The 20,206-nt window shown below is 33.5% G+C and carries 24 protein-coding genes; 6 read left to right on the forward strand and 18 right to left on the reverse strand.

Annotated elements, in window-relative coordinates; translation table 11 throughout:
• Positions 1-5: 5 nt before the first annotated feature.
• From F7O84_RS04850 to F7O84_RS04860, 3 genes are all read right to left on the reverse strand, one after another.
• Positions 6-353, reverse strand: coding sequence for an ArsR/SmtB family transcription factor (locus F7O84_RS04850; RefSeq protein WP_151142510.1), 348 nt, complete (start codon positions 351-353; stop codon positions 6-8).
• 97 nt (positions 354-450) lie between these two features.
• A complete protein-coding gene (locus tag F7O84_RS04855) occupies positions 451-2,094 on the reverse strand; it encodes an FAD-dependent oxidoreductase (RefSeq protein ID WP_151142513.1) in 1,644 nt (547 codons plus the stop codon).
• Between the two features lie 15 nt (positions 2,095-2,109).
• Positions 2,110-2,364, reverse strand: coding sequence for an ArsR/SmtB family transcription factor (locus F7O84_RS04860; protein WP_420886631.1), 255 nt, complete (start codon positions 2,362-2,364; stop codon positions 2,110-2,112).
• Between the two features lie 246 nt (positions 2,365-2,610).
• Here F7O84_RS04860 and F7O84_RS04865 point away from each other — a divergent pair, with 246 nt between their 5' ends.
• Genes F7O84_RS04865 through F7O84_RS04875 form a run of 3 tightly spaced genes read left to right on the forward strand, consistent with a single transcriptional unit; the run spans position 2,611 to position 4,213 of the window.
• The gene (locus tag F7O84_RS04865; protein ID WP_192451661.1) at positions 2,611-3,063 is read left to right on the forward strand and encodes a MarR family winged helix-turn-helix transcriptional regulator; all 453 of its coding nucleotides are present in this window, start codon (positions 2,611-2,613) and stop codon (positions 3,061-3,063) included.
• Positions 3,056-3,556: a GNAT family N-acetyltransferase gene (locus F7O84_RS04870; RefSeq protein ID WP_151142517.1), complete on the forward strand. Its 501-nt coding sequence runs from the start codon at positions 3,056-3,058 to the stop codon at positions 3,554-3,556. Before F7O84_RS04865 ends, F7O84_RS04870 begins: the two co-directional genes overlap by 8 nt.
• Before the next feature lie 30 nt (positions 3,557-3,586).
• Positions 3,587-4,213: a class I SAM-dependent methyltransferase gene (locus F7O84_RS04875; protein ID WP_151142519.1), complete on the forward strand. Its 627-nt coding sequence runs from the start codon at positions 3,587-3,589 to the stop codon at positions 4,211-4,213.
• A 231-nt stretch (positions 4,214-4,444) separates the two neighbouring features.
• Here F7O84_RS04875 and F7O84_RS04880 read toward each other — a convergent pair whose 3' ends face one another.
• The 4 genes from F7O84_RS04880 to F7O84_RS04895 all read right to left on the reverse strand — a co-directional run bounded on the left by F7O84_RS04880 (position 4,445) and on the right by F7O84_RS04895 (position 7,265).
• Positions 4,445-5,050 carry a lactate utilization protein gene (locus F7O84_RS04880; protein WP_151142521.1) on the reverse strand — a complete coding sequence of 202 codons (606 nt, stop codon included), beginning with the start codon at positions 5,048-5,050 and terminating at the stop codon, positions 4,445-4,447.
• A 182-nt stretch (positions 5,051-5,232) separates the two neighbouring features.
• Complete coding sequence (locus F7O84_RS04885; RefSeq protein WP_330578722.1) at positions 5,233-5,640, reverse strand: MmcQ/YjbR family DNA-binding protein; 408 nt, start codon at positions 5,638-5,640, stop codon at positions 5,233-5,235.
• A gap of 142 nt (positions 5,641-5,782) precedes the next feature.
• Entirely contained in the window at positions 5,783-6,166 is a 384-nt protein-coding gene (locus tag F7O84_RS04890) for a maltose acetyltransferase domain-containing protein (protein ID WP_151142526.1), read from the reverse strand.
• Positions 6,167-6,431: 265 nt separating this feature from the next.
• Complete coding sequence (locus F7O84_RS04895; RefSeq protein WP_192451662.1) at positions 6,432-7,265, reverse strand: HAD family hydrolase; 834 nt, start codon at positions 7,263-7,265, stop codon at positions 6,432-6,434.
• Positions 7,266-7,502: 237 nt separating this feature from the next.
• Between F7O84_RS04895 and F7O84_RS04900 the strand changes: the two genes are divergently transcribed.
• Positions 7,503-8,393 carry an AraC family transcriptional regulator gene (locus F7O84_RS04900; RefSeq protein ID WP_151142531.1) on the forward strand — a complete coding sequence of 297 codons (891 nt, stop codon included), beginning with the start codon at positions 7,503-7,505 and terminating at the stop codon, positions 8,391-8,393.
• A 130-nt stretch (positions 8,394-8,523) separates the two neighbouring features.
• On the opposite strand, the gene F7O84_RS04905 is transcribed toward F7O84_RS04900, so the two are convergent.
• The 3 genes from F7O84_RS04905 to F7O84_RS04915 all read right to left on the reverse strand — a co-directional run bounded on the left by F7O84_RS04905 (position 8,524) and on the right by F7O84_RS04915 (position 10,963).
• Positions 8,524-8,859, reverse strand: a complete 336-nt coding sequence (locus F7O84_RS04905) for a YolD-like family protein (RefSeq protein ID WP_330578723.1) — start codon at positions 8,857-8,859, stop codon at positions 8,524-8,526.
• Positions 8,849-10,114 carry a Y-family DNA polymerase gene (locus F7O84_RS04910; RefSeq protein ID WP_151142533.1) on the reverse strand — a complete coding sequence of 422 codons (1,266 nt, stop codon included), beginning with the start codon at positions 10,112-10,114 and terminating at the stop codon, positions 8,849-8,851. The genes F7O84_RS04905 and F7O84_RS04910 overlap by 11 nt, the downstream gene beginning before the upstream one ends.
• Before the next feature lie 300 nt (positions 10,115-10,414).
• Positions 10,415-10,963, reverse strand: coding sequence for a ClbS/DfsB family four-helix bundle protein (locus F7O84_RS04915; protein WP_151142535.1), 549 nt, complete (start codon positions 10,961-10,963; stop codon positions 10,415-10,417).
• Positions 10,964-11,167: 204 nt separating this feature from the next.
• Between F7O84_RS04915 and F7O84_RS04920 the strand changes: the two genes are divergently transcribed.
• Positions 11,168-11,542 carry a PH domain-containing protein gene (locus F7O84_RS04920; protein ID WP_151142538.1) on the forward strand — a complete coding sequence of 125 codons (375 nt, stop codon included), beginning with the start codon at positions 11,168-11,170 and terminating at the stop codon, positions 11,540-11,542.
• A 93-nt stretch (positions 11,543-11,635) separates the two neighbouring features.
• On the opposite strand, the gene pepF is transcribed toward F7O84_RS04920, so the two are convergent.
• The 6 genes from pepF to F7O84_RS04945 form a co-directional block, all read right to left on the reverse strand.
• Positions 11,636-13,453, reverse strand: coding sequence for an oligoendopeptidase F (gene pepF, locus F7O84_RS04925; protein WP_151142540.1), 1,818 nt, complete (start codon positions 13,451-13,453; stop codon positions 11,636-11,638).
• Between the two features lie 178 nt (positions 13,454-13,631).
• Positions 13,632-13,847 carry a hypothetical protein gene (locus F7O84_RS19150; protein ID WP_243140807.1) on the reverse strand — a complete coding sequence of 72 codons (216 nt, stop codon included), beginning with the start codon at positions 13,845-13,847 and terminating at the stop codon, positions 13,632-13,634.
• A gap of 11 nt (positions 13,848-13,858) precedes the next feature.
• Positions 13,859-14,047 (reverse strand): NUDIX hydrolase, encoded by a 189-nt coding sequence (locus F7O84_RS19155; protein ID WP_243140808.1) that lies wholly within the window; start codon positions 14,045-14,047, stop codon positions 13,859-13,861.
• A gap of 39 nt (positions 14,048-14,086) precedes the next feature.
• Positions 14,087-14,707 (reverse strand): GNAT family N-acetyltransferase, encoded by a 621-nt coding sequence (locus F7O84_RS04935; protein ID WP_151142542.1) that lies wholly within the window; start codon positions 14,705-14,707, stop codon positions 14,087-14,089.
• A 167-nt stretch (positions 14,708-14,874) separates the two neighbouring features.
• The gene (locus F7O84_RS04940; RefSeq protein ID WP_151142544.1) at positions 14,875-16,533 is read right to left on the reverse strand and encodes an FAD-dependent oxidoreductase; all 1,659 of its coding nucleotides are present in this window, start codon (positions 16,531-16,533) and stop codon (positions 14,875-14,877) included.
• Between the two features lie 185 nt (positions 16,534-16,718).
• The gene (locus tag F7O84_RS04945) at positions 16,719-18,092 is read right to left on the reverse strand and encodes an MATE family efflux transporter (RefSeq protein WP_151142546.1); all 1,374 of its coding nucleotides are present in this window, start codon (positions 18,090-18,092) and stop codon (positions 16,719-16,721) included.
• Between the two features lie 200 nt (positions 18,093-18,292).
• Between F7O84_RS04945 and F7O84_RS18935 the strand changes: the two genes are divergently transcribed.
• Positions 18,293-18,463: a glycine zipper domain-containing protein gene (locus tag F7O84_RS18935; RefSeq protein ID WP_192451686.1), complete on the forward strand. Its 171-nt coding sequence runs from the start codon at positions 18,293-18,295 to the stop codon at positions 18,461-18,463.
• Between the two features lie 5 nt (positions 18,464-18,468).
• Here the strand turns inward: F7O84_RS18935 and F7O84_RS04950 are convergent, their stop codons facing one another.
• Together F7O84_RS04950 and F7O84_RS04955 are read right to left on the reverse strand one after the other, a co-directional pair.
• Positions 18,469-19,314: an ornithine carbamoyltransferase gene (locus F7O84_RS04950; protein ID WP_151143705.1), complete on the reverse strand. Its 846-nt coding sequence runs from the start codon at positions 19,312-19,314 to the stop codon at positions 18,469-18,471.
• Positions 19,311-20,114: a CPBP family glutamic-type intramembrane protease gene (locus tag F7O84_RS04955; RefSeq protein WP_151142548.1), complete on the reverse strand. Its 804-nt coding sequence runs from the start codon at positions 20,112-20,114 to the stop codon at positions 19,311-19,313. The genes F7O84_RS04950 and F7O84_RS04955 overlap by 4 nt, the downstream gene beginning before the upstream one ends.
• Positions 20,115-20,206: the final 92 nt, after the last annotated feature.

Genomic DNA, 20,206 nt, shown 5'->3' on the forward strand with positions numbered 1-20,206 from the left:
CTCCTTTAATGTGGTCGCTTGTTACAATTACATAATTCCTGCGTTTTACATTTCTGATATGCTTCATAATCCGATAGGTAGGATGGAAGTTTTATTAACTTGATTTTCAGATATTCCCATAATTCTTTGTTCTCTTGAATGAAACCATTACTTATTTTGTAATACGTCCACTGTGCATGCTTGTAACTTTCAAGAATTCCACTCTTTTTTAAAACCGTTAAATGGCGAGAAGCGTTTGATTGCGTCATTTTAAGGCATGCTTCAATCTCACAGACACATAGTTCGCCTTCTAAAATTAGTGATAATATCCGAAGCCTACTATCTTCAGACAATGCCTTGAAAATATCCACCATATCGTTTCACCCTTTCATCTTATTATTCTTATATGCGCATATACTCATACTATATGCATTCAAATTGCCATTGTTGCCAATGACTTTAACATTACGTTTATTTTTTATCATGCGTTTTACTATAGTGCTTTTGTCCTCCTGAAAGGTTATATACTTTTTTAATCCCTTTTCCAAAAAGAATATTCTGTGCAGCATTCCCTGTCACACCCTTATTACAGTAGGTGATTGCGACCGCATCCTTATCAAGCGATTCAACATTATCTCTTAGTTTAGTATGAGGTATGCTCTTTGCAGTTTCGATATGATTTTTATCATACTGTGCTACTACCCTTGCATCAATCAATACATACTTTTCACCAGACACCATGAGTTCATCCAACTCTTTAGCGGTTATCAATGGTCTATTCTTGTTAATTGCATTATCTAAAATCATTCCCGTATACATGACTGGATCTTTGGTTGTTGAGAATGGAGGAGCATATGCCAAATCCAAATGGAAAAGATCTTCTACCTTTGCCTTAAAAGTAATTGCCGTCACAAAGACATCAATTCTTTTGTCAACACCCTCAAATCCTACAATTTGCACGCCGAGGAGTCTGCCAGTTACCTTATCGGCAATTCCTTTGATGACCATTTCCGTACCACCCATGTATACTGGTTTATTTGGTTTTATATTATGACATGTTGCAATATCATATCCTAATTCTTCTGCTTCACGTTCTGAAAGACCAGTTTGCGCCACTGTCATATCGAAGGTTTTAAATATTCCCGTACCTAGAATTCCTCTGAATTCGAGACTACCACCAGTCATACTATCTCCTGCAATTCTACCTGTTTTGTTGGCTGTAGAACCTAGTGGCCGGTAAACTGGTTTACCTGTCACAGCATGAAACTGCTCAATACAATCGCCACAAGCATAGATATCTTTTTGACTTGTTTCCATTTTACTATTCACTTTGATTGCACCTGTAACACCAAGTTCAATCCCTACTTTTTTTGCGAGTTCAACATTTGGTCTAACACCAGTACAAAGTAGAACCATATCTGCATCAACTATCTTCCCATCTGTTAGAGTAACAGACTTTTCATTAATTTCAGTGATTGAATTATTAGTTAACACAGCTATATTGTTCTCAATAAGATGTTTTTCTACATAAATAGCCATATCTTCATCTAACCCAGGAGTTACCTGATGAGATTTTTCTATCATTGTTACATTGATTCCTAATTTCTTTAGGCTTTCGCATACCTCAAGACCAATAAATCCTGTTCCAATAATTACGGCAGATTGAGGGGATTTACTATCTATAAAATCTTTTATTCCGTTCATATCATTGATGTTACGTAATGCAAAAACATGCTTAGAATCTACTCCCTTAATTAGTGGAGTGGCTACTCTTGCTCCGGTAGAAAGTACCAGTCGGTCATAGTAATCACTAAATACTTCATTCGTTAACAAATTTTTAACTACTACTTTCTTCTCAAGAGGATGTATAGATATAACCTCGTGTAATGTATGGATAGCTACATTGTATTTACTTTTGAAAAATTTAGGATTACGAGGAATTAACTCATCTGCACTTTCAATTTCGCCCCCAATATAATAAGGCATACCACATCCAGAATAAGAAATGAAACTATCTTTTTCATAAATAACAATTTCTGAATCTTCGCTGTTTCTTCTTGCTTTTGCAGCCGCAGATGTTCCTGCAGCAACTGCACCAACTATAATAATACGCATATTAAGTCCTCCATTTTATTCACAACTACACTCTTCCTCAGTGTCGAGAAGTACGGCCGCCTCCATTATTTCATCCAATAAACGTTGTACTTTTTCAAATCCCTTTTTACTTAACGAATAGTACATCCATTTTCCTTCACGCCGACAGTTTATCACGCCTGACTCACATAACAGCTTCATGTGATGAGATAAGGTTGATTGTGAAATTTCCATCTCTTCTAAAAGATTACATGCACATTTTTCACCATTCTTAAGTAAATCTATTATCATCAAGCGATTTGAATCACAGAGCGCTTTAAATACCCCTGCATTATTTTCATAATTCTTATCCAATAATATTACCTCACATTCATAATTATCGATATGTATAGGTATAACACTCATATCGATAATTGTCAATATGATATTTCGATTATTATTGTAGTAATATTTAATTAATATTAGTTGCAAAATAAAATAGTTGCATTTGGAAACTATTTGCAGTATACTTATAAAAAGTTGAAAGGAGGTATGCTTATGTATGATAGAAAAAGTAAAGAATTTCGTGAAAAAACTCGAATACTAGAAAGAAATTTAGAGTCACTAAATTCCAATGACTGCTCTATTTGCAGTATTACGAGTGCTCAGTGCCATGCCCTAGTTGAAATAGGCAGAAGAAATGACTCAATGCTAAAAGACCTTGCAACTACTCTTCGAATTGATATTAGTACAGCAAGTAAAGTTGTTGAAGAATTAGTAAAAAAAGGCCTTGTATTAAGAGAACCATCTACGATAGATCGAAGGAGTGTTCAGATTAACTTATCTGAAGAAGGCAAACATATATTTGATCAAATAGAAAATAATATGGATTTAATTTTTGAAGAAATTTTTAGCTTTATAGACCCACAAAAACAAGATGAATTACTTCGCTCACTCTCAATTTACAATCAGGCAATTGAACAATGGAAGGCGGCTAAAGAAAATGAATGATTTAATTACAATAAGAGATTTTAAGAAAAGCGACTGGACCTATGTGAAAGAAATATATCAACAAGGGTTAGATTCTAATATTGCCACTTTTCAGACTGTATGTCCAAGCTTTGAGGAATGGGACGAGGGACACCTTAAAGACTGCCGCTTTGTAGCTTTATATAATGATAAGGTCGTTGGTTTTGCTGTACTCTCTCCAACTTCTAAACGAGAAGTATATCGTGGAGTAGTTGAAGTTAGTATTTATCTTGATACACAATTCAAAAATAATGGAATTGGAACATTATTATTAAATCATCTTATAGATGATTCTGAAAAACGCGGATTTTGGTCACTATATTCTAGTATAATTGAAGAAAATATAGGCAGTATAGCTCTACATGCAAAATGTGGGTTTAGAAAAGTTGGATATCGAGAAAATATTGCAAAGGATCGCCTTGGTAATTGGCATAATACAATTCTTTTTGAGCGAAGAAGTAGTTTAATAATGTAACTTAATAAATCTTCTAAGGAGGTTAATTACATGGAAAATAGTAAAAATTACTTTAATGAAATCGCAGGTTCATGGGATACAATAAGGACATCCCTTTTTTCTGAAAATATTAGGGAACACGCATATAAATTAGCGGATATTCAGAAGGGAAAAATTGCTGCTGATATAGGTGCTGGTACTGGATTCATAACAGAAGGACTGTTGAAGGATGGATTAAAGGTTTTTGCAATTGATCAATCTGAAAATATGTTAAATCATATGAAGAATAAATTTAGTAAGTATGATACCTTTACTGGTTTATTGGGTGATAGCGATGCCCTACCATTAAAAGATAATAGTGTTGATTACACATTTGCAAACATGTTTTTACATCATGTCATTAATCCACTTACTGCTCTTAATGAGATTTATAGAATTTTAAAACCAGGTGGTAAATTAGTGATAACCGATTTAGATGAGCATAATTTCACCTTCTTAAAAACACAACAGCATGATGTATGGATGGGATTTAATAGAAATCAGCTAAAAGAATGGTATTTAGAAGCAGGGTTTAAAAATGTTAACATTTCTAGTGTTGGATGTAATTGTTGTTCCGATTCAACAAATAGTGAAGAGAAGGCTAGTATTAGTATATTTGCTGCTTTTGGGATGAAATGATTTATCCTTTTATACATAAGTAAATTATTTCTGTAAAAATTAATACAGTTAGGTAATTTGTTTGTTGAAACTAATTTTAGTTACTTTGAGGTACGTACATCAGTTTATTCATAATATAACGCTATATAGTTCTAATATAATTAAACTAATAGCTAATACTAATACTAGTTCTAATCAAATGAGCATATTATACATATAATATTTTATTCTTTTTCTGTTTTGGGTATTAATCTAATATCCAAGCTTTTCATGAATTAAAATAACTTCATATTCACTCCCTGTAGGTTTCTCCCATAGTACAGAAAAATTTCTGCATATTCTCTGCGGGCTTTTACAATCATAACATTTATCACCCTTTATCGCACATGGCGTTTTTACTCCTAAACGTTTGGCATTAAGGGGTGCCGCGATATTTCTTGCTCTACCTAAGGCCTCTTCATAACTTGAAGCTACTTTATTTTCACCAATAATTAAATAAACTTTATCATGTCCAAAACTGATTGCAGATACACGATTTCCAGTATTATCTATATTGATGATTTCTCCTGTTTCTGCAATTCCATTTACCGAAGAAATATAAAATTCTGACTGATTTGCTCTCTTTCTTACTTCCATGGCACTCATGTTTTCAGGAAGTCGCATATGCCAATACACATCATTATGAGACACCAACGCATCATACAGTTTCATCTCTTCTACAGTAACTGAACCTCCAATTCCAATAGTTCTATCACTCAGTTGATTAGCTAAATACTTAGTTGCTTCTTCTGCATCATTAAATTCACTTACGGTATATCCTAAGCACTCTAAACTTGTTTTGAGTTTTGTAAATTCCATTTTTGGGCGCTCCTTTTCGTACTAGTTTTCTTTTTTTATTAAAATGCAATATGGTTGGCGACATAATCCCAAATTATTTCTTTGTCTTCATTGGTAATTCCTTGAAATCATTATTCTCGATGGAATTACCACCTGAAGAAAAATTAGTTAACTTCATATCTCTTATTCAAAATGTCACATGATCAATTTCCCATTATTTCTCGTTGTGCTTTCTTACTTAGCGATGAAAGCACCTCTTTATAAGAGGCGCTTATCATGTCAGCAAGAACCTCCTGTGGCACATCACCATCCAAATACACGCTACTCCAATATAACTTGTTCATGTAGTAACCTGGCACAATATCATCATATTTACATCGTAGCATATCACTATACATTGGTTCCAGTTTCAATGTGATGATAGGTCGGCCATTTTGGTCGTTTATGCCGATATAGGCATACATCTTGCTTTGCAACAGATATTTATAGGCCTGCCATGCTGGTTGAAATTCTTTTACGGTGGCGGTCTGCTTTAATAAATATTCATCCAGCCATTGGTAGTTTTTCATAGTGTCCTCTGACCATGGTGTTACACGGTTTGTCATCTCCATCATTATTCCCCTTTTTATTTTCTGACTAATGCTCCAACTTTTTCTTTCCCTTTATTATAAGTGTTGAACGTATAAGTATCAATCTATTTTCTACAACTCATACGGCGTTACTTGATATGAATAATAGATTTAGCTTCAAATATTACCCTACATCTCCTGCGGACATTCCATTCCCAGCAATCCACATTGGATGCCCTACAGTAGCAATTGTAACCGCTGGTCCAAACATTACTTTTTTACCAATCATAATTTTACCATCGTCAACAAAATTACAGTTGAAATTGATATAAGACCCCTCACCAATCGTTATGTTTGTTCCATAACAGCAATAAAATGGTGGCTCTACCCAAGCATTTGTTTTACGTCCCAATAACTGATTCAAACATTCCATCCTCTGCTCTACGTTGTCTGGCATTGAATTATTAAATGCAATCATTTTTTTCTTACATTCCACTCTCTCCTTGGGTAGACCCTCACAACCATCTGTAAATAGCATTCCTTTTTCTATTCGCTCTTTCATTGTCATAATATTTTTGTTCTCCTTTTTGGAAAGTTTCAATACTAAAATAAAAAATATATACAATATTAACTTTAAATGCCCGTATAAAACTTGGAATCTCTTGGCATACTCTGATTTATATTTTTATCTCAATCTTTTAATAAATCATTTAATAGTTTTATGTATACCTCTTTAAATTTACTGTTTTTTTTATTTTCTATTAAAACCAAAAGGTTTGTAGCAATTGATTTTTTTATTGATTTAAAATTCATAACAATTCACTGCTTTCTTGCTAAATTAAATTTAATTTTAGAAATGCTTTGTATAGTCCATCTTTGTCCACATCATCTGTAATATAATCAGCTATTTCTTTGATTTCCTTTCCACCACTTCCCATGGCAACTCCATATGCACAATATTCAAGCATTGGAATATCAATTTTAGCATCTCCAAATGCGATCGTATCAGCTTGATTGGCATTTAAATATTGTAATAGATGTTCAATGGCATTTCCTTTTGTGATTCCTTTTACTCCTAAATCACCAAAAAGTGCTTCTTCACCTTTACCACCCCATGTCCCTGATTCTAAATCTGGAAACTGCCCTTTTGTGTCAAGAAAATCCTGATAAGAATCTAGAACATAGCTTACCTTATTTAAATCATCTCTGTATAATTCTCCACCAAAAATCATCTCTGGAAAAATTTTTCTTACCGTCATTTGCTCTGCATCATCTTTTCCTTTTCTTTTCGCATACTCTTTTATTGTAGCATCTGCCCTTTGTTCAAACTTCTCACTAGCAAACAAACCATTATTACTTTCTAAATAAAATTCGAGCCCTCTTTCATGTAACCAATCCACAATCCTATGGCATTGTTCTAAGGTAATCATTTGATTCAGGATAACATGATTGTGATCTTCCACATAGCTTCCATTGCCACCTATCATTCCATCCAATCCAATGTCCCAAAGATTTTGATATACCTCGGCTTTACTACGTCCTGTACAGATATAGACTTTATGCCCATTTTGTCTGGCTTTTCTAATTGCTTCAACTGCCGAATTTGGAAGATTGTTTTCATAATCCACTAAAGTTCCATCTACATCAATAAATAATAATTTTCCCATAATTATATCTCACCTTTTCTTTCTGCTAAAATAATTTTGTTATTCATTGATACTATTCATATTTATGATATAATTATAGTATACAATATTTCATTTATCAGTCGTTATCATATCTATTTATATAACAATCGTATTTTCTGTATCGTTTTTTAGTTAATTAGACAATTAATGTTATATAAATACAAAAATTGATAAAGAATAATATAACTCTTACCAGGGCTAGGAGGTAATTAACATATGAATCTTAATGTATTAAAAGACTCATCAGAATTTATCCATTATAACAATCCCGCTTTTCCAGTTTATGTTCGAAAAGGGAATCTCACCTCATTTACTAATTTAGAGGCACATTGTCATTGGCATGATGATGTGGAGTTTCTTATGCCTGTTAAAGGACATATATCTTATCATGTGAATGGGAATACATTCCTTATTAAAGAAGGAGAGGCCATCTTTATTAACTCTAGGCAGATGCATTATGGTTTCTCCAAAGACATTTCAGATTGTGAATATATCTGTATTGTATTCAATCCGAAAATTTTATTATCTATTACAGAGATACAGAATCGCTATGTTACACCAATATTAGAGAGTTATTTATCTGAGTTTGTCATAAAAGCAGACAATTCTTCACATACACAACTACGAAGTATGATAAGTCGGATTTACTCACTCTATGTACAGGAAGAAGAACAAATTGAACTGAAAGCAATTAGCTTTCTATACAGCTTATGGGAAGCTTTATACCATATAATTCAACCATATTTTGTTCAAGAACTAGGTTCTACAGATACCAATCTTAATACATTAAAAAAAATGTTGTCCTTTATTTACATTAATTATGAAGCCAAGCTATCCCTTGCTGATATTGCGAATGCAGGTGGGATATGTAGGAGCAAGTGTTGTAAAATTTTTAAGCAGTATCTAAATAGTACGCCAAATGATTACTTAAATTCCTATCGCTTGGAAAAAAGCCAGATTCTTTTAAGAGATATTCAATACTCAATTGCTGAAATTGCTTATTCCTGCGGATTTTCCAATCCAAGTTACTTCTCAGAAATTTTTCTAAAGTTTAAAGGATGCACTCCAACAGAATATAGGTCAAAAATGAATCATCAATTGAAATAACACACCAAAGGTAAATCATATATCCTCTTGATTTACCTTTTGATTTTATTTTGGTTAGTTCATTATATATCTAACAACCATAATTATCCAAATGAATTAATTCATTAAGTGTTCCTAATTCACTAATTTGTTATTCGTTGTTAATCTGCAAGTCAATTATATCATCAAAGGAAATCCTCGTATTAACAATTTCTAATACTCCACTTGATTCTTGTATACGACTAACCATTCCAGTAATTTTAACATACTCCTCGTTTTGGAAATATTCCACCGTAACAATATCACCTTTTCGAATGAGTCGCAATCTTCGATTCAAATCATCTTTTTGTTCCTCTGACAACTCTTTCTTTGGGACAAGAATGCGTTCTTTTTCGGCGAGTGCTTCACGAAGTCCTTTCAAAGCATCAAAAGGCATAAATTGCTTTGCCCGATGTTCTCTGTCCATTTTTTCAAACCTAGTCCCCACTTTTATGCCCTCCAATCTGACAATTTCTCTCTATGGCAGTGGCTCCATTTTGTAAATCCATTCCACGTAAAAATGCATTTCTTCCGTATTTTCGTTTGATTTCGATTGCAGCTTTTTGAATCTTTCGCTCTTTTTCAAGCTTTGCTGGATCAGTAAACAAATCATATTGTTCGTAAGCTTCCTCAACTACGTTATTACAAGAAATGCTAAGTCTTCGTATTGGCTTGGTTTTATCAACGATTCGACGATACACATCGATTACATAAGGAATGATTGTGTTATAAGTATTCGTCGCTCCTGTCATTGTGATTGTTCCCATGGCAGACTTCATCTCTAATTCTTTGGAGTATCCAACCACTAGAGTGAGCGAACTTGTCAATAAGCCCTTTTCTGCTAAATCAAGGCATAGTGTATCTGTCATTTCTTTAACCACAATTTCACATTCTTCAAAACGATAATCTCTTGGCAGTATCTGTCCGCTTGACATGGAGTTACTTTTTGGTTTGTACAACTTAATGTCCTTCATTGTGGTGGTTTCTCGTCCCCACGCATGGTCAATTAAGAGTTCAGCATCAATTCCAAACAAACGATATAACATATCTTCATTCGCTTGTGTAATCTCACCCATTGTAGTAATCCCGATACTAGCAAGTCTTTTTAGCGTTCCAGCTCCTATTCTCCAAAAATCAGTTAGTGGTTTATGCTTCCATAAAGTATTTTGAAATATCGTTTCGTCTAGATATCCAATGTTATCTTTAGTGTGCTTTGCTGTAATATCAAGAGCTATTTTTGCAAGATAGAGATTGGTTCCAATTCCTGCTGTTGCGGTAATTCCAGTTGATAACTTGATATCTTCCATAATTTGAATCGCTAGTTCTTTTGCATCCATCTGGTACAAAGAAAGATATTGTGTGACATCAAGAAATGCCTCGTCAATGGAATAAACATGAATATCCTCCTTTGCAACATATTTTAGATAAATGGCATAAATATCTGCCGAATACTTAATGTAAAGCTTCATACGGGGTACCGCCATGATATAGTTCACATTCGAGGGTATCTGAAAGACACGACATCTATTTTTTATTCCAAGTGCTTTCATACTTGGAGAAATTGCAAGACAAATCGTTTTTTCACTGCGTTCTGGGTCAGCTACGACCAAATTGGTGGTTAATGGATCAAGTTTGCGCTCTACGCATTCAACGGATGCATAAAACGATTTCAAGTCAATGCAAAAATAAATCCTGTCTTCCACTTTTAAAGCACCTCCTATCTCTTGTTAGTATTGGTATCCATAATTAGTTTTATTATACCATTCGAACAAATGTTTGTGTATAGTAAATTTTAACAATAATTACTAGAAATATTTATTATGAAAGAACCTTATCTGATATGTTGAAAACTTAGAATAAAGAGTGGAGGGGTTTATGTAAAAGGACTCAATTTACATAAAAAATCCAACAGACAAAAGTCTGTTGGAAGATTATTTTACGCTATTGAAAGCCTATAAAATCAAGCTTTCATAATTATATAATTTTTATTATTTTAGCCACTGTCAATTTGGATAAACAATTAATTTACATCTTCTTTTGTGTGCCTTAAGTTTCTTAATCGCCCAGTTGTAATGACTTGCAGTATTAGAAACAAAAAAAGTGCCAAGCGTATTGTTGTCAGCCCATTGATAAACTCCTTTCGAAAACAATTCTTCATTTGTAAATGTTTCAGCCAACTTCATCACTTCTCTATGGGATTTATCCAACATTTCCTTTGCATCCTCTAATGTTGTATTCTGGTGCTTTTTCCAAAAAAACTCATTCATTTTCCCATAGTTTTTCCAATTATACGTTTCAGGGAGAAATGCTTTATTCTCTCCTTTCATATTTGACGAAATCCAGTCTAGCAAAAGCTGGTGCCATTCATAAAGATGAACTAAAACATCACGAAGATTTTTATCCCTTTGCCAATGAGCCTCCTTCTTATTAGCATCAAACTCAAAGGGGGTTAATAATTCTTTTTCTGTCAAGGATGCGATAATCGCTTTCATTTCTTCATAATTCGCTTCTGCTGCAGTAATTAAATCTGGTTTTGATGTAGGTCTTCCCATGTTCCTTCTCCTTCTGATTGTTACTTTTTATATCCATTATAGTAAATATAACATGACACCCTATGTCAGGTTTTGTATTTTTTTAGACTTTTTTCTATTTTGATATTCTGTTATTTGCTTTTGTTAATATTCTATTGACATAACATATAAATCCGTAGATAATCATTTTATATTTTAACATAAATTACATGAAAGAGGGATTGTATGATTGATTTTAATAACGGAGCTTATTTAAAACTAAAAAAAGTAGCTGGAGATTCTGTAGAGAAGGAAGTTGCGCCTTTATTTGTTAACGGTGAGGCAATCATTGGAGCCTATAAAAGTATTCGTGACTTTGTTGTATTTACAAACAAGCGTATCATTGCTGTTAACGTACAAGGGCTTACGGGTAAGAAAAAGGATTTTTCCACATTACCATATTCAAAAATACAAGCGTTTTCAATTGAAACAGCTGGTGTATTAGATTTGGATAGCGAATTAGAATTATATTTTAGCGGACTTGGAAAGGTACGTTTTGAATTTACTGGAGCAAGTGATATTACTACGATTGGAAGAATTATTGGAGAAATGATATTGTAAAAGCTTTAATGAATTAACAAAATTACGAATATCTATAGTTTAAGGAATAGCTTTACGCTATTCCTTTTTCAGTCTATACCTTAAATAATTTTCCTATTTTGTGCCTTTCTCAAGCTCATCTGTCAAGGCTATAATTTGATCAATCATACTTCCAATATGTTCAATCGTATCTAATAGTGGTTCATCTGTAGTAATGTCAACTCCTGCCATTTTGGCAAGTTCTACTGGCGTCTTAGTGGAACCTGCAAGTAGTACCTGTCTCCAATCATTTGCAGCTTTTGCACCTTCTTTTTGCATACGCTTGCTCACCTGAGTTGCGATTGTTAAGCCAGCACTGTAGGTATAAGAATATAATCCCATATAGTAATGGGGCTGGCGCATCCAGGTTAATTCTGCCCCATCAGTAAGAACAACATCCTCTCCCCAGAATTTTTGTAATACCTCTTTTTTGATTTTGTTTAGAACACTGGCTGAAATGGCTCCACCCTCATCAATGATTTGATATACGTTTCTTTGGTAAGCGGCTTCTAATAAGTGCGTAACAAAATTATGATAATACGTATGATTGATTAATGAAGATAACACCCACCTTTGGAATCGTTTGTCTTTATTAGATTGCATAAGATGATTGCCTAAAATAAGCTCATTCATCGTGGAAGGTGCTTCTACAAAATAAGTAGATACATCTACATCAAAAATATTTTGATTTTCATTACATAACTTAAAGTGTCCAGCATGACCAAGTTCATGTGCCAGTACGAATACCTCGGCCATCTTTTCACTCCAGGATAAAAGAATATAGGAATTCTTTTGATAAGGACTAGCACAAAATCCACCCGTTGACTTTCCTATATTTTTAGCAAAATCAATCCATCTATCGTCATATGCAGATTGAATCATTTTTATATAATCTTCACCATAAATCGCTAACGCTTCTTCCATCATCTTTTTGGACTCTTCTATGGTTATCTTTGGATCGTATTCTGGGTCTAGCGTTATTTTTAAGTCTGCAAAGGTCATCTCATCCAACTTATGAACTTTCTTTAGTAGCCTCGCATACCTTCTCATATGAGGAGCAAGTTTATCCATAATTAAGTCAATTTGTCTGTCGAATAATTCTCTATCTACTTTTTGAGGAAATAACAAACTATCAATTACAGAGTCAAAGCCTCTAAGAGTTGCAAGTGTTTTTTCTTTTTGTACCTGAGTCTGATATGCGGCTGCTGTTGTGTACTGATACTCTTTTAATTTGGAGGAAAAGGCATGAAATGCCGCTCTTCTAAGTTTGGAATCTGATTCATATTCATATTCATTTTCAAAGAGAGCATATCCAAGAGGATATTTGTTCCCATCCACGATAAAATCATCAAATTGCATATCTGCAAGTTTGGACTGTTCATAAATAAAATAAGGAGCTTCTAAGGTGGTTGATAGTGCGGCTAAAGACTTCTCTGTCTCAGGATGAAGCATATGAGGCTTTATTCTTAAAATATCTTCCAAATAACCTTTATTACTTTTTGATGTTTGCATTGCTTCGATTAAAATCTCTTCCTCCACCTGTACCAATTCACTATTAATAAAGCTTAGTTTACTATTGATATCAGAGATTATATTGGAAACAATGGAATACAAATCATGGTTCTCATGATTGGTATAGTCTACAGATAGTGCCAGTTCCACATAGGAGCCAATATGATCTTTGTATTCATAAATCTGTCTTAGCTGATCCAAACAGCAATTGATAATCTTAGCTGACCTTAGTTTGCCTTTGTAATCTTCTTCCAATTGACTCGTAAGAATCTTCATCTTATTGATATCTTCCCATAGACCTTCTATGGTATCATAAATGGATGAAAGATTCCATGTCAGTTCCTTTGGAATTTCACTTCTATGTTTTAATGAGTTTTCCATACAATTACCCCTTTTTCTAGTATACGAATTTTATCTACAAAATTGGTGTCACTTAAAATTTGTATACAACTTTATTTTATTGGAATTATATCATGTATTTTTGTAAAAATACAGCGTAATAACTTCTTTATATCGTTGTTTTATCAAATGTTAGTGCTAAAGTATTCTCTTTAAGTTTTCAATTTTTATAAAGCCCTTGTCCATAAATCTTTACCTGTTCCACCATATGACCAATATTTCCTTCACCTGCAAATTTTGTACAATCAAAAAAATCATGATGTAAGTCAAGCCATATAAGTGGATGTGCTTCTTCTCTTAATTGTATAGAATGACTTAAGTAGCCAACGTATACTTCAACAAAGCAATTTTGATTATAATAAGTAAAGTCCATCATATGGGATAATGTTATATCGTTTTGGTAATTCCCGTTTCTTCTTCTAATTCACGATATGCGGCAACAAACCCATTTTCTTCTGGATCAATTTTACCTCCAACCAGATTATAAAGCCCCTCATATGGGGGCTTTTGACGTTTACAAAATAACAATTTCTTTTTAGTTTTATTAAACACCATGATACAGTTGTATCCTTGCATGTTACCTCCTATTGTGTATGCTGTTGGCTTAATATTAATTTAACTTATATTAGAGTATCGCACCATACAGTACTTAGACAGACCGTTATCTTTTGAATGAAACGTGCGAACCAATTGAAATCCAAATTTTTCATAGATATAAACATTAATCTTACGATGCGTTTCTATAATCATTGGCATGTTATCTTTTTTACATTGTTCAATTATTGGACTTAATAACTGCTTTAATACACCTTTCCCTTGCATAGATGGATCAATTCCTATTGTCATAATATAATAATATGGCTTTTTAACATATTTATTTTGCCAAAAAAGATTATTTGTTTCAGAGGCTTTTTTCGTGTTAGTCAGTAATGTTTTATAATCATTTTTTGGTAATTGACGATAATATTTATATGTATATAGACCACTCATTATTAAAAGTTTAATCAAGGATGTCTTTTTAGTAGAGAATCCATAACAAACTGCCTTAAGATCCTCTGTAATAAAAATATCACCCTTATCAAATATAGCTCTCATTTGTCCTTCAAAAACCTTACTTAAAATAAAATCTTTTTGTTGCATCTCTTCAAACAAATATAGAATCTGCTCATAATTTGAAAATGTAGATGTTAACATCTTAGCTATTTGGGGTATTTCTTCTTTCTTAATTTGTCGCATCAAAAATCCTTTCTAAGCAATTTTAAAAATCTTATTTATAATTTCAACACAATAAAATATATGAAGGATACCTTAAAATATGCAATCATGCAATTTTTATATTGATTACCAATTGTAACTTTGTATCCATTGTTTTAGTCACTATACTAATTCATAAAGCGCATAAATTATTCATCACTTACATTTTTATTTGGATTCATTTTACGATATTGTTTATGTCCACCTGACAGGTTATAGACTTTTTCAAATCCATGATTTAATAAAATGTTTTGTGCTGCATTGCCTGTTACCCCTTTGTTACAATACGTTACTGTCAAAGCATTTGGATCTAGGTCTTTTAACGCTTCTCTTAAGCTAGCATGTGGGATATTTTCAGCACTTTCTACATGTTCTTTCTCATATTGGGCTACAACTCTAGAATCAATAAGTTGAAGTGACTCATCCGTTTCAATTTTCTCTTTCAGTTCGTTGGCACTGATTAGTTTTCTTCCTTGATTCAAAGCATTGTCAAGAATCATTCCTGTATACATGACAGGATCTTTAGTCGTTGAAAATGGGGGTGCATATGCCAAATCCAAATGAAATAGATCTTTGGCCTTTGCCTGAAAAGTAATGGCTGTAACAAATACATCCATTCTTTTATCAACGCCTTCTTCTCCAATCATTTGGACCCCTATCAGCCGTTGAGTACTTCGGTCAGCAATTCCCTTAATTATCATTTCTGTTCCACCCATATACTTTGGTTTGTTAGGCTTAATATTATGACATACTTCTACATCAAAGCCTTCTTGGAACGCCTTTCTCTGTGATAAACCAGTAAATGCAACGGTCAAACCCAAAATCCGAAAAATTCCTGTTCCAAGAATTCCACGAAACAAAAGATTGCCTCCTGTCACGACATCTCCAGCTATTCTACCTGTCTTATTAGCAGTCGATCCCAAAGGTCGGTATAGTGCTTTCCTCGTGATTTGATGAAACTGTTCAATACAATCACCGCAGGCGTATATATCTGCTATATTTGTCATCATTTTATCATTGACTTGAATGCCTTTACTTGCACCAAGGGCAACACCAATGCTCGCGGCAAGCACTGTATTAGGTTTAACTCCAACACAAAGCAATACAATATCTGCATCAATACGTTTGTTATTTTCTAGTACCACTGCATTTTTTTCAATTGCTATAGCAGATAATCCAGTATATACTTTTACTCCATTTGTCTTTAAATGTTCTTCTAGATACACTGCCATATCAAGATCAAGTGCTGGCATTATTTGTGGAAGCCGTTCCACCAAAGAAATCTCAATCCCAAGCTTTTTTAGATTGTCGCATACTTCAAGGCCAATAAAACCTGTCCCTATAATGACAGCTTTTTTCGGCTGATTTTTATGAATATAGGCATGAATGTTTTGCATATCGCCAATATTTCTTAAGCTAAATACATGAGAATTGTTAACACCAGTAATTGGAGGGATGATTGCGGATGCACCCGTTGCAAAAATCAATTTATCATAAGTATCTCTAAACTTATTATTGGTTACTAGGTTTGTTACTTCAATTGTTTTTGTCGGCACATCTATTTTGGTCACTTCATGTAAAGTTTTTACTTCTACATTGTATTTTGATTTGAAAAATGCAGAATCTCTTGGCGTTAGGCTATCCACTTCCTCCACTTCCCCGCCGAGGTAATAGGGCATTCCACAACCTGAATAAGATATATGGCTGTCTTTATCATAGATAATAATTTCTGCTGATTCATCATTACGCCTTGCCTTTGTTGCTGCTGATGTTCCCCCTGCCACAGCACCAATTATTATAATTCTCATGCTTTACTCCTTTTTCTTTCATATACCATTCATTTTATCATAGATTCACACAGTCGTTGATTTTTTAATACTTCTAAACTGTAGCAATAGAAATATCAATGTAATATATGTATAAATTAAATCAAACATGTTATTAACGCCAAAAATTAAAATAAGAAGATGAAGTACTGCTATACTTTTATGCGCTATCTATTTTCACTCACTGCCCTATTGTTAGCTCCTATGTATTTTCTTAGATAATATAAAAACCAAACAACTAGTAATAATCCTTTTAATACACTCGTTATACAAATACTCCACCAAACACCATTTAACATCAATGGTGTTGCAGATAAAAAGAAAGCCATTGGAATTCGCAACAAATTTAGTCCTATACTAACAAGACTTGGAGGGACTGTTTTACCAAGTCCTGAAAATGCTCCTTGCGTAGCCATCTCCATACAAACAAAAAGCTGAGAATAGCCAATAATCTGCAAATAATGAACGCCGAGTGAAATGGTTTCTGCTTCGTTGATAAAAAGTCTAAAAATAGGTGCAGGTAAAAATATCAATAATCCAGATGCTATTATTCCCCAAATAACCACTACTACCATGGAAGTCCTATAGCCTTTTTTTACTCTGCTTTTGTTTCCAGCACCATGATTTTGTGCTAAAAAGGTATTAACAGCGGAGGAAAATCCTTCAGAAGTCATCCATGAAATGGATTCTATATTCCCACCAATTTTTTGTACTGCAATTGCAGTATCTCCAAAGGAGGCAACAATTCTTGATAATATCATGGAAATTCCAGTAAACATCATACTTTGCACTCCAATTGGAAGACCAATTCGAACAACTTCTCCTATTGTATTTGTATCTGGTTTTGATATTATTTTAAATTCGTGAAATAAAACGGTATCTTTTAGTGATACAAGGATAAATATTAGAGTAACAGTTAACTGAGAAATGATGGTTGACCATGCAGCACCAGCTACTTCAAGCCTTGGAAATGGTCCTATTCCAAAGATTAGAACAGGGTCTAATATAAAATTCATAATAAGACCAATTGTTGTTGCTACAAACCCAATTCTAGTTTTGTCAATGGCCGTATACAATCCAATAAAAATCTGATTCAAAAATGCAAATATGATAAGTCCACACGTAATCACCAAATATTTTCTTGCATCTAGTATTACACTTTCTTGATTCAGTTTTAAAAAGGAAATCAAATTTTTAGAAAAAACAGCCATGATAAGTCCATATATTAGTGCGAAAATAATACCAATCTGCAATGTACTTTTCGCATATAACTTTGCCTGTTCTATTTTTTTTGCCCCCATGGCATGTCCTACTTTGATCTGCCCTCCAACTTTAGCAATGGTACATACTCCATTTGCCAGCCACATATACATACCAGCGGCACCAACAGATGCAACTGCATTGCTACTGATACGTCCTATCCAAATCATATCTATCATATTGTAAGCCATTTGAATTAGGGATGTTGCCATAATCGGCACAGCAAGCTTTGTAAGTGCTGAAAATATAGGTCCTTGCGTTAAAGTATTTCTTGTTTCCATAACTACCTCTCTATGCTCTTTCTTGTAAATTATTATCAGTCTGATTACTTTCTAACATAGAAAGTTCGTATTATACTATAAAGGAAATTTTGTGATTTGAAAAGTACTAAAATAAGATAATAAAAGTGTCAATTAAGGTTTCTAACTTTACTTGTCATTTTTTAAGTTGTATACTAGTAATAAAAACAAGGAGATTTGACATGTCGAAAAACAAAAAGTTTGATTCATCTAGTATAGGAATGGGATTGGGAACAGGATTAAGTTTAGGGCTCCTCTATGGTCTTTTGTTTGATAATCTTGCACTCGGATTGTCATTAGGCTTAGTCTTTGGTCTCTCATTTGATAAATACAAATCAAAAAAAGTAAAATAGTAGTCTTATTGATTCAAGCCAAGACAGTGAAGGATAATTGCCTGCTGTATTTCTAGAAGATGTTTTTTAAACTCATATCCTACAAAATAATGGCTATTTATAACATCTTCGCTCACCTCTTCACCTCTATAAAACGGAGGACAAGGGTTTAGTACTGCACCAATCATTGCATGATCCATGAGTGTTCTTGTAATCTGATACTCTTTAAAAACGGATAAATTAGAATTTGGCAAAGAATCTGTACATACAATATCAGACTCTTTCATAGCCGTTTTAATATCGTAAATCACTTCAACTCCTGGAATCTCATATCCTTTTGGACAACTTTGCTTTAATATTAGTCCCATTGCATCGGCTCCCTCTTTCCATGCCAGACCGATGTTTCCTTTTTGACCAACAAATAAAAAATGATCGTCTTGGTAATTTGCCCTCATTTTTGATAAGGAGTAAAGATCAGAAAGGATTTCACAAGGATGATTGTCATTGGTCATTGCATTGATAATGGGAATATTTGCGTATGCATCCAGTTCTTCTAATACCTTTATATCTTTATCACGAACAATTACCGCATCTGCCCAATTATTCAAATACCCAATCACATCTTTGAGATCTTCTTTTTTTCGTAATGTTTCAGGAGGAAATAGTATGGTTTGTCCTCCAAGTAAATAAATCCCCTTCTCAAAAGTAATTCTAGTTCGAATACTGCTTTCAGGGAAAAACATAACAATCGTCTTACCAAGCAAAGCATTTTTGTATTTATGATTTTGTTTTTTTAACTCATCTGCAATTTGAAAGATTTCTTTAAACTCATTTTTAGAATAATCGGTTAGACGTAGGAAGGAATGCTTCATTGCTTGATGCACCTCCTTCTCCTGTCATAGATACGAACGGTTACAATTGAAACTAGAGTAATCGCAGCATTTGCCAAAATGGTTCCTGTCCAAGTCATTGTCATAGTTCCAAATATTGGGGATGCCGCATTGTACATTGTATGAAATAATACACACATAAACACACACCCTTTTTCTGATATTTTGTAAAGTGCTCCATTAAAAAATCGAAAAGATAAAAGTTGAACGCTAAACATCCAAAAATTAATAAGACCATCTCCGTGGTTCGTCCCTGGAATAAAGAAAAGAGGAATATGCCAAACTGTCCAAATAATCCAAGTAAGGATAGCGGATAAAACATAACCATATTTTTTATCAAGCTTTGGCTGCAATATATACATCCAGCCCGATTCTTCTAAGCCACCAATGATAAGACACCCAGGTAGGGAAAGGAAAAAGTTATAAAACGGAAGCGCCATTTTCGTGGTTTTCGTAACAAGAATATGAATTAAAAAATACAGGAAAAGACCTGCAATAACAAATAAATAAGAACCTATGTTACTTTTTATGTAAAAAACAGTGGTTAGCCATTCCTTAAAACCTGCAATTTTATTATTTTTCTTAAGAACGACGTATGATGCAATGGCTGGTGACAAAATATAGATTGCAAAAGGGATGTTCATAACAAATTCTTGTATAGTATGAACCCAATTGTGAACCGAATATCCAAATTGCCCAAGAACAATCAAAACGCTAGATACCAGATAGGCAATGCAAAATGTCAATATGCAAAATTGTACTGTGATTTTCTTGTCTGTCATGCTACTTCCCCTTTTCATAAATGTTATAAACCCATAGTAATCCAATTCTACCATATTCCTCTAAGTGTGTCACTTATGTTTTCGTTTCATAC

It is taken from the genome of Candidatus Galacturonatibacter soehngenii, from assembly GCF_008830185.1.
In the GTDB taxonomy this organism is placed as follows: domain Bacteria; phylum Bacillota; class Clostridia; order Lachnospirales; family Lachnospiraceae; genus Lachnotalea; species Lachnotalea soehngenii.

Excerpts from the sequence above, each read along its gene's own strand:
- F7O84_RS04900 (WP_151142531.1), top strand. The coding sequence starts at position 7,503 with ATGAATCTTAATGTATTAAAAGACTCATCAGAATTTATCCATTATAAC.
- F7O84_RS04850 (WP_151142510.1), bottom strand. The coding sequence starts at position 353 with ATGGTGGATATTTTCAAGGCATTGTCTGAAGATAGTAGGCTTCGGATA.
- F7O84_RS04870 (WP_151142517.1), top strand. The coding sequence starts at position 3,056 with ATGAATGATTTAATTACAATAAGAGATTTTAAGAAAAGCGACTGGACC.
- F7O84_RS04915 (WP_151142535.1), bottom strand. The coding sequence starts at position 10,963 with ATGGGAAGACCTACATCAAAACCAGATTTAATTACTGCAGCAGAAGCG.
- F7O84_RS04950 (WP_151143705.1), bottom strand. The coding sequence starts at position 19,314 with ATGAAGCATTCCTTCCTACGTCTAACCGATTATTCTAAAAATGAGTTT.
- F7O84_RS19155 (WP_243140808.1), bottom strand. The coding sequence starts at position 14,047 with ATGCAAGGATACAACTGTATCATGGTGTTTAATAAAACTAAAAAGAAA.
- F7O84_RS04940 (WP_151142544.1), bottom strand. The coding sequence starts at position 16,533 with ATGAGAATTATAATAATTGGTGCTGTGGCAGGGGGAACATCAGCAGCA.
- F7O84_RS04890 (WP_151142526.1), bottom strand. The coding sequence starts at position 6,166 with ATGACAATGAAAGAGCGAATAGAAAAAGGAATGCTATTTACAGATGGT.
- F7O84_RS04920 (WP_151142538.1), top strand. The coding sequence starts at position 11,168 with ATGATTGATTTTAATAACGGAGCTTATTTAAAACTAAAAAAAGTAGCT.
- pepF (WP_151142540.1), bottom strand. The coding sequence starts at position 13,453 with ATGGAAAACTCATTAAAACATAGAAGTGAAATTCCAAAGGAACTGACA.
- F7O84_RS18935 (WP_192451686.1), top strand. The coding sequence starts at position 18,293 with ATGTCGAAAAACAAAAAGTTTGATTCATCTAGTATAGGAATGGGATTG.
- F7O84_RS04880 (WP_151142521.1), bottom strand. The coding sequence starts at position 5,050 with ATGGAATTTACAAAACTCAAAACAAGTTTAGAGTGCTTAGGATATACC.
- F7O84_RS04935 (WP_151142542.1), bottom strand. The coding sequence starts at position 14,707 with ATGCGACAAATTAAGAAAGAAGAAATACCCCAAATAGCTAAGATGTTA.
- F7O84_RS04860 (WP_420886631.1), bottom strand. The coding sequence starts at position 2,364 with ATGATAATAGATTTACTTAAGAATGGTGAAAAATGTGCATGTAATCTT.
- F7O84_RS04865 (WP_192451661.1), top strand. The coding sequence starts at position 2,611 with ATGTATGATAGAAAAAGTAAAGAATTTCGTGAAAAAACTCGAATACTA.
- F7O84_RS04875 (WP_151142519.1), top strand. The coding sequence starts at position 3,587 with ATGGAAAATAGTAAAAATTACTTTAATGAAATCGCAGGTTCATGGGAT.
- F7O84_RS04855 (WP_151142513.1), bottom strand. The coding sequence starts at position 2,094 with ATGCGTATTATTATAGTTGGTGCAGTTGCTGCAGGAACATCTGCGGCT.
- F7O84_RS19150 (WP_243140807.1), bottom strand. The coding sequence starts at position 13,847 with ATGATGGACTTTACTTATTATAATCAAAATTGCTTTGTTGAAGTATAC.
- F7O84_RS04895 (WP_192451662.1), bottom strand. The coding sequence starts at position 7,265 with ATGGGAAAATTATTATTTATTGATGTAGATGGAACTTTAGTGGATTAT.
- F7O84_RS04885 (WP_330578722.1), bottom strand. The coding sequence starts at position 5,640 with ATGGAGATGACAAACCGTGTAACACCATGGTCAGAGGACACTATGAAA.
- F7O84_RS04955 (WP_151142548.1), bottom strand. The coding sequence starts at position 20,114 with ATGACAGACAAGAAAATCACAGTACAATTTTGCATATTGACATTTTGC.
- F7O84_RS04945 (WP_151142546.1), bottom strand. The coding sequence starts at position 18,092 with ATGGAAACAAGAAATACTTTAACGCAAGGACCTATATTTTCAGCACTT.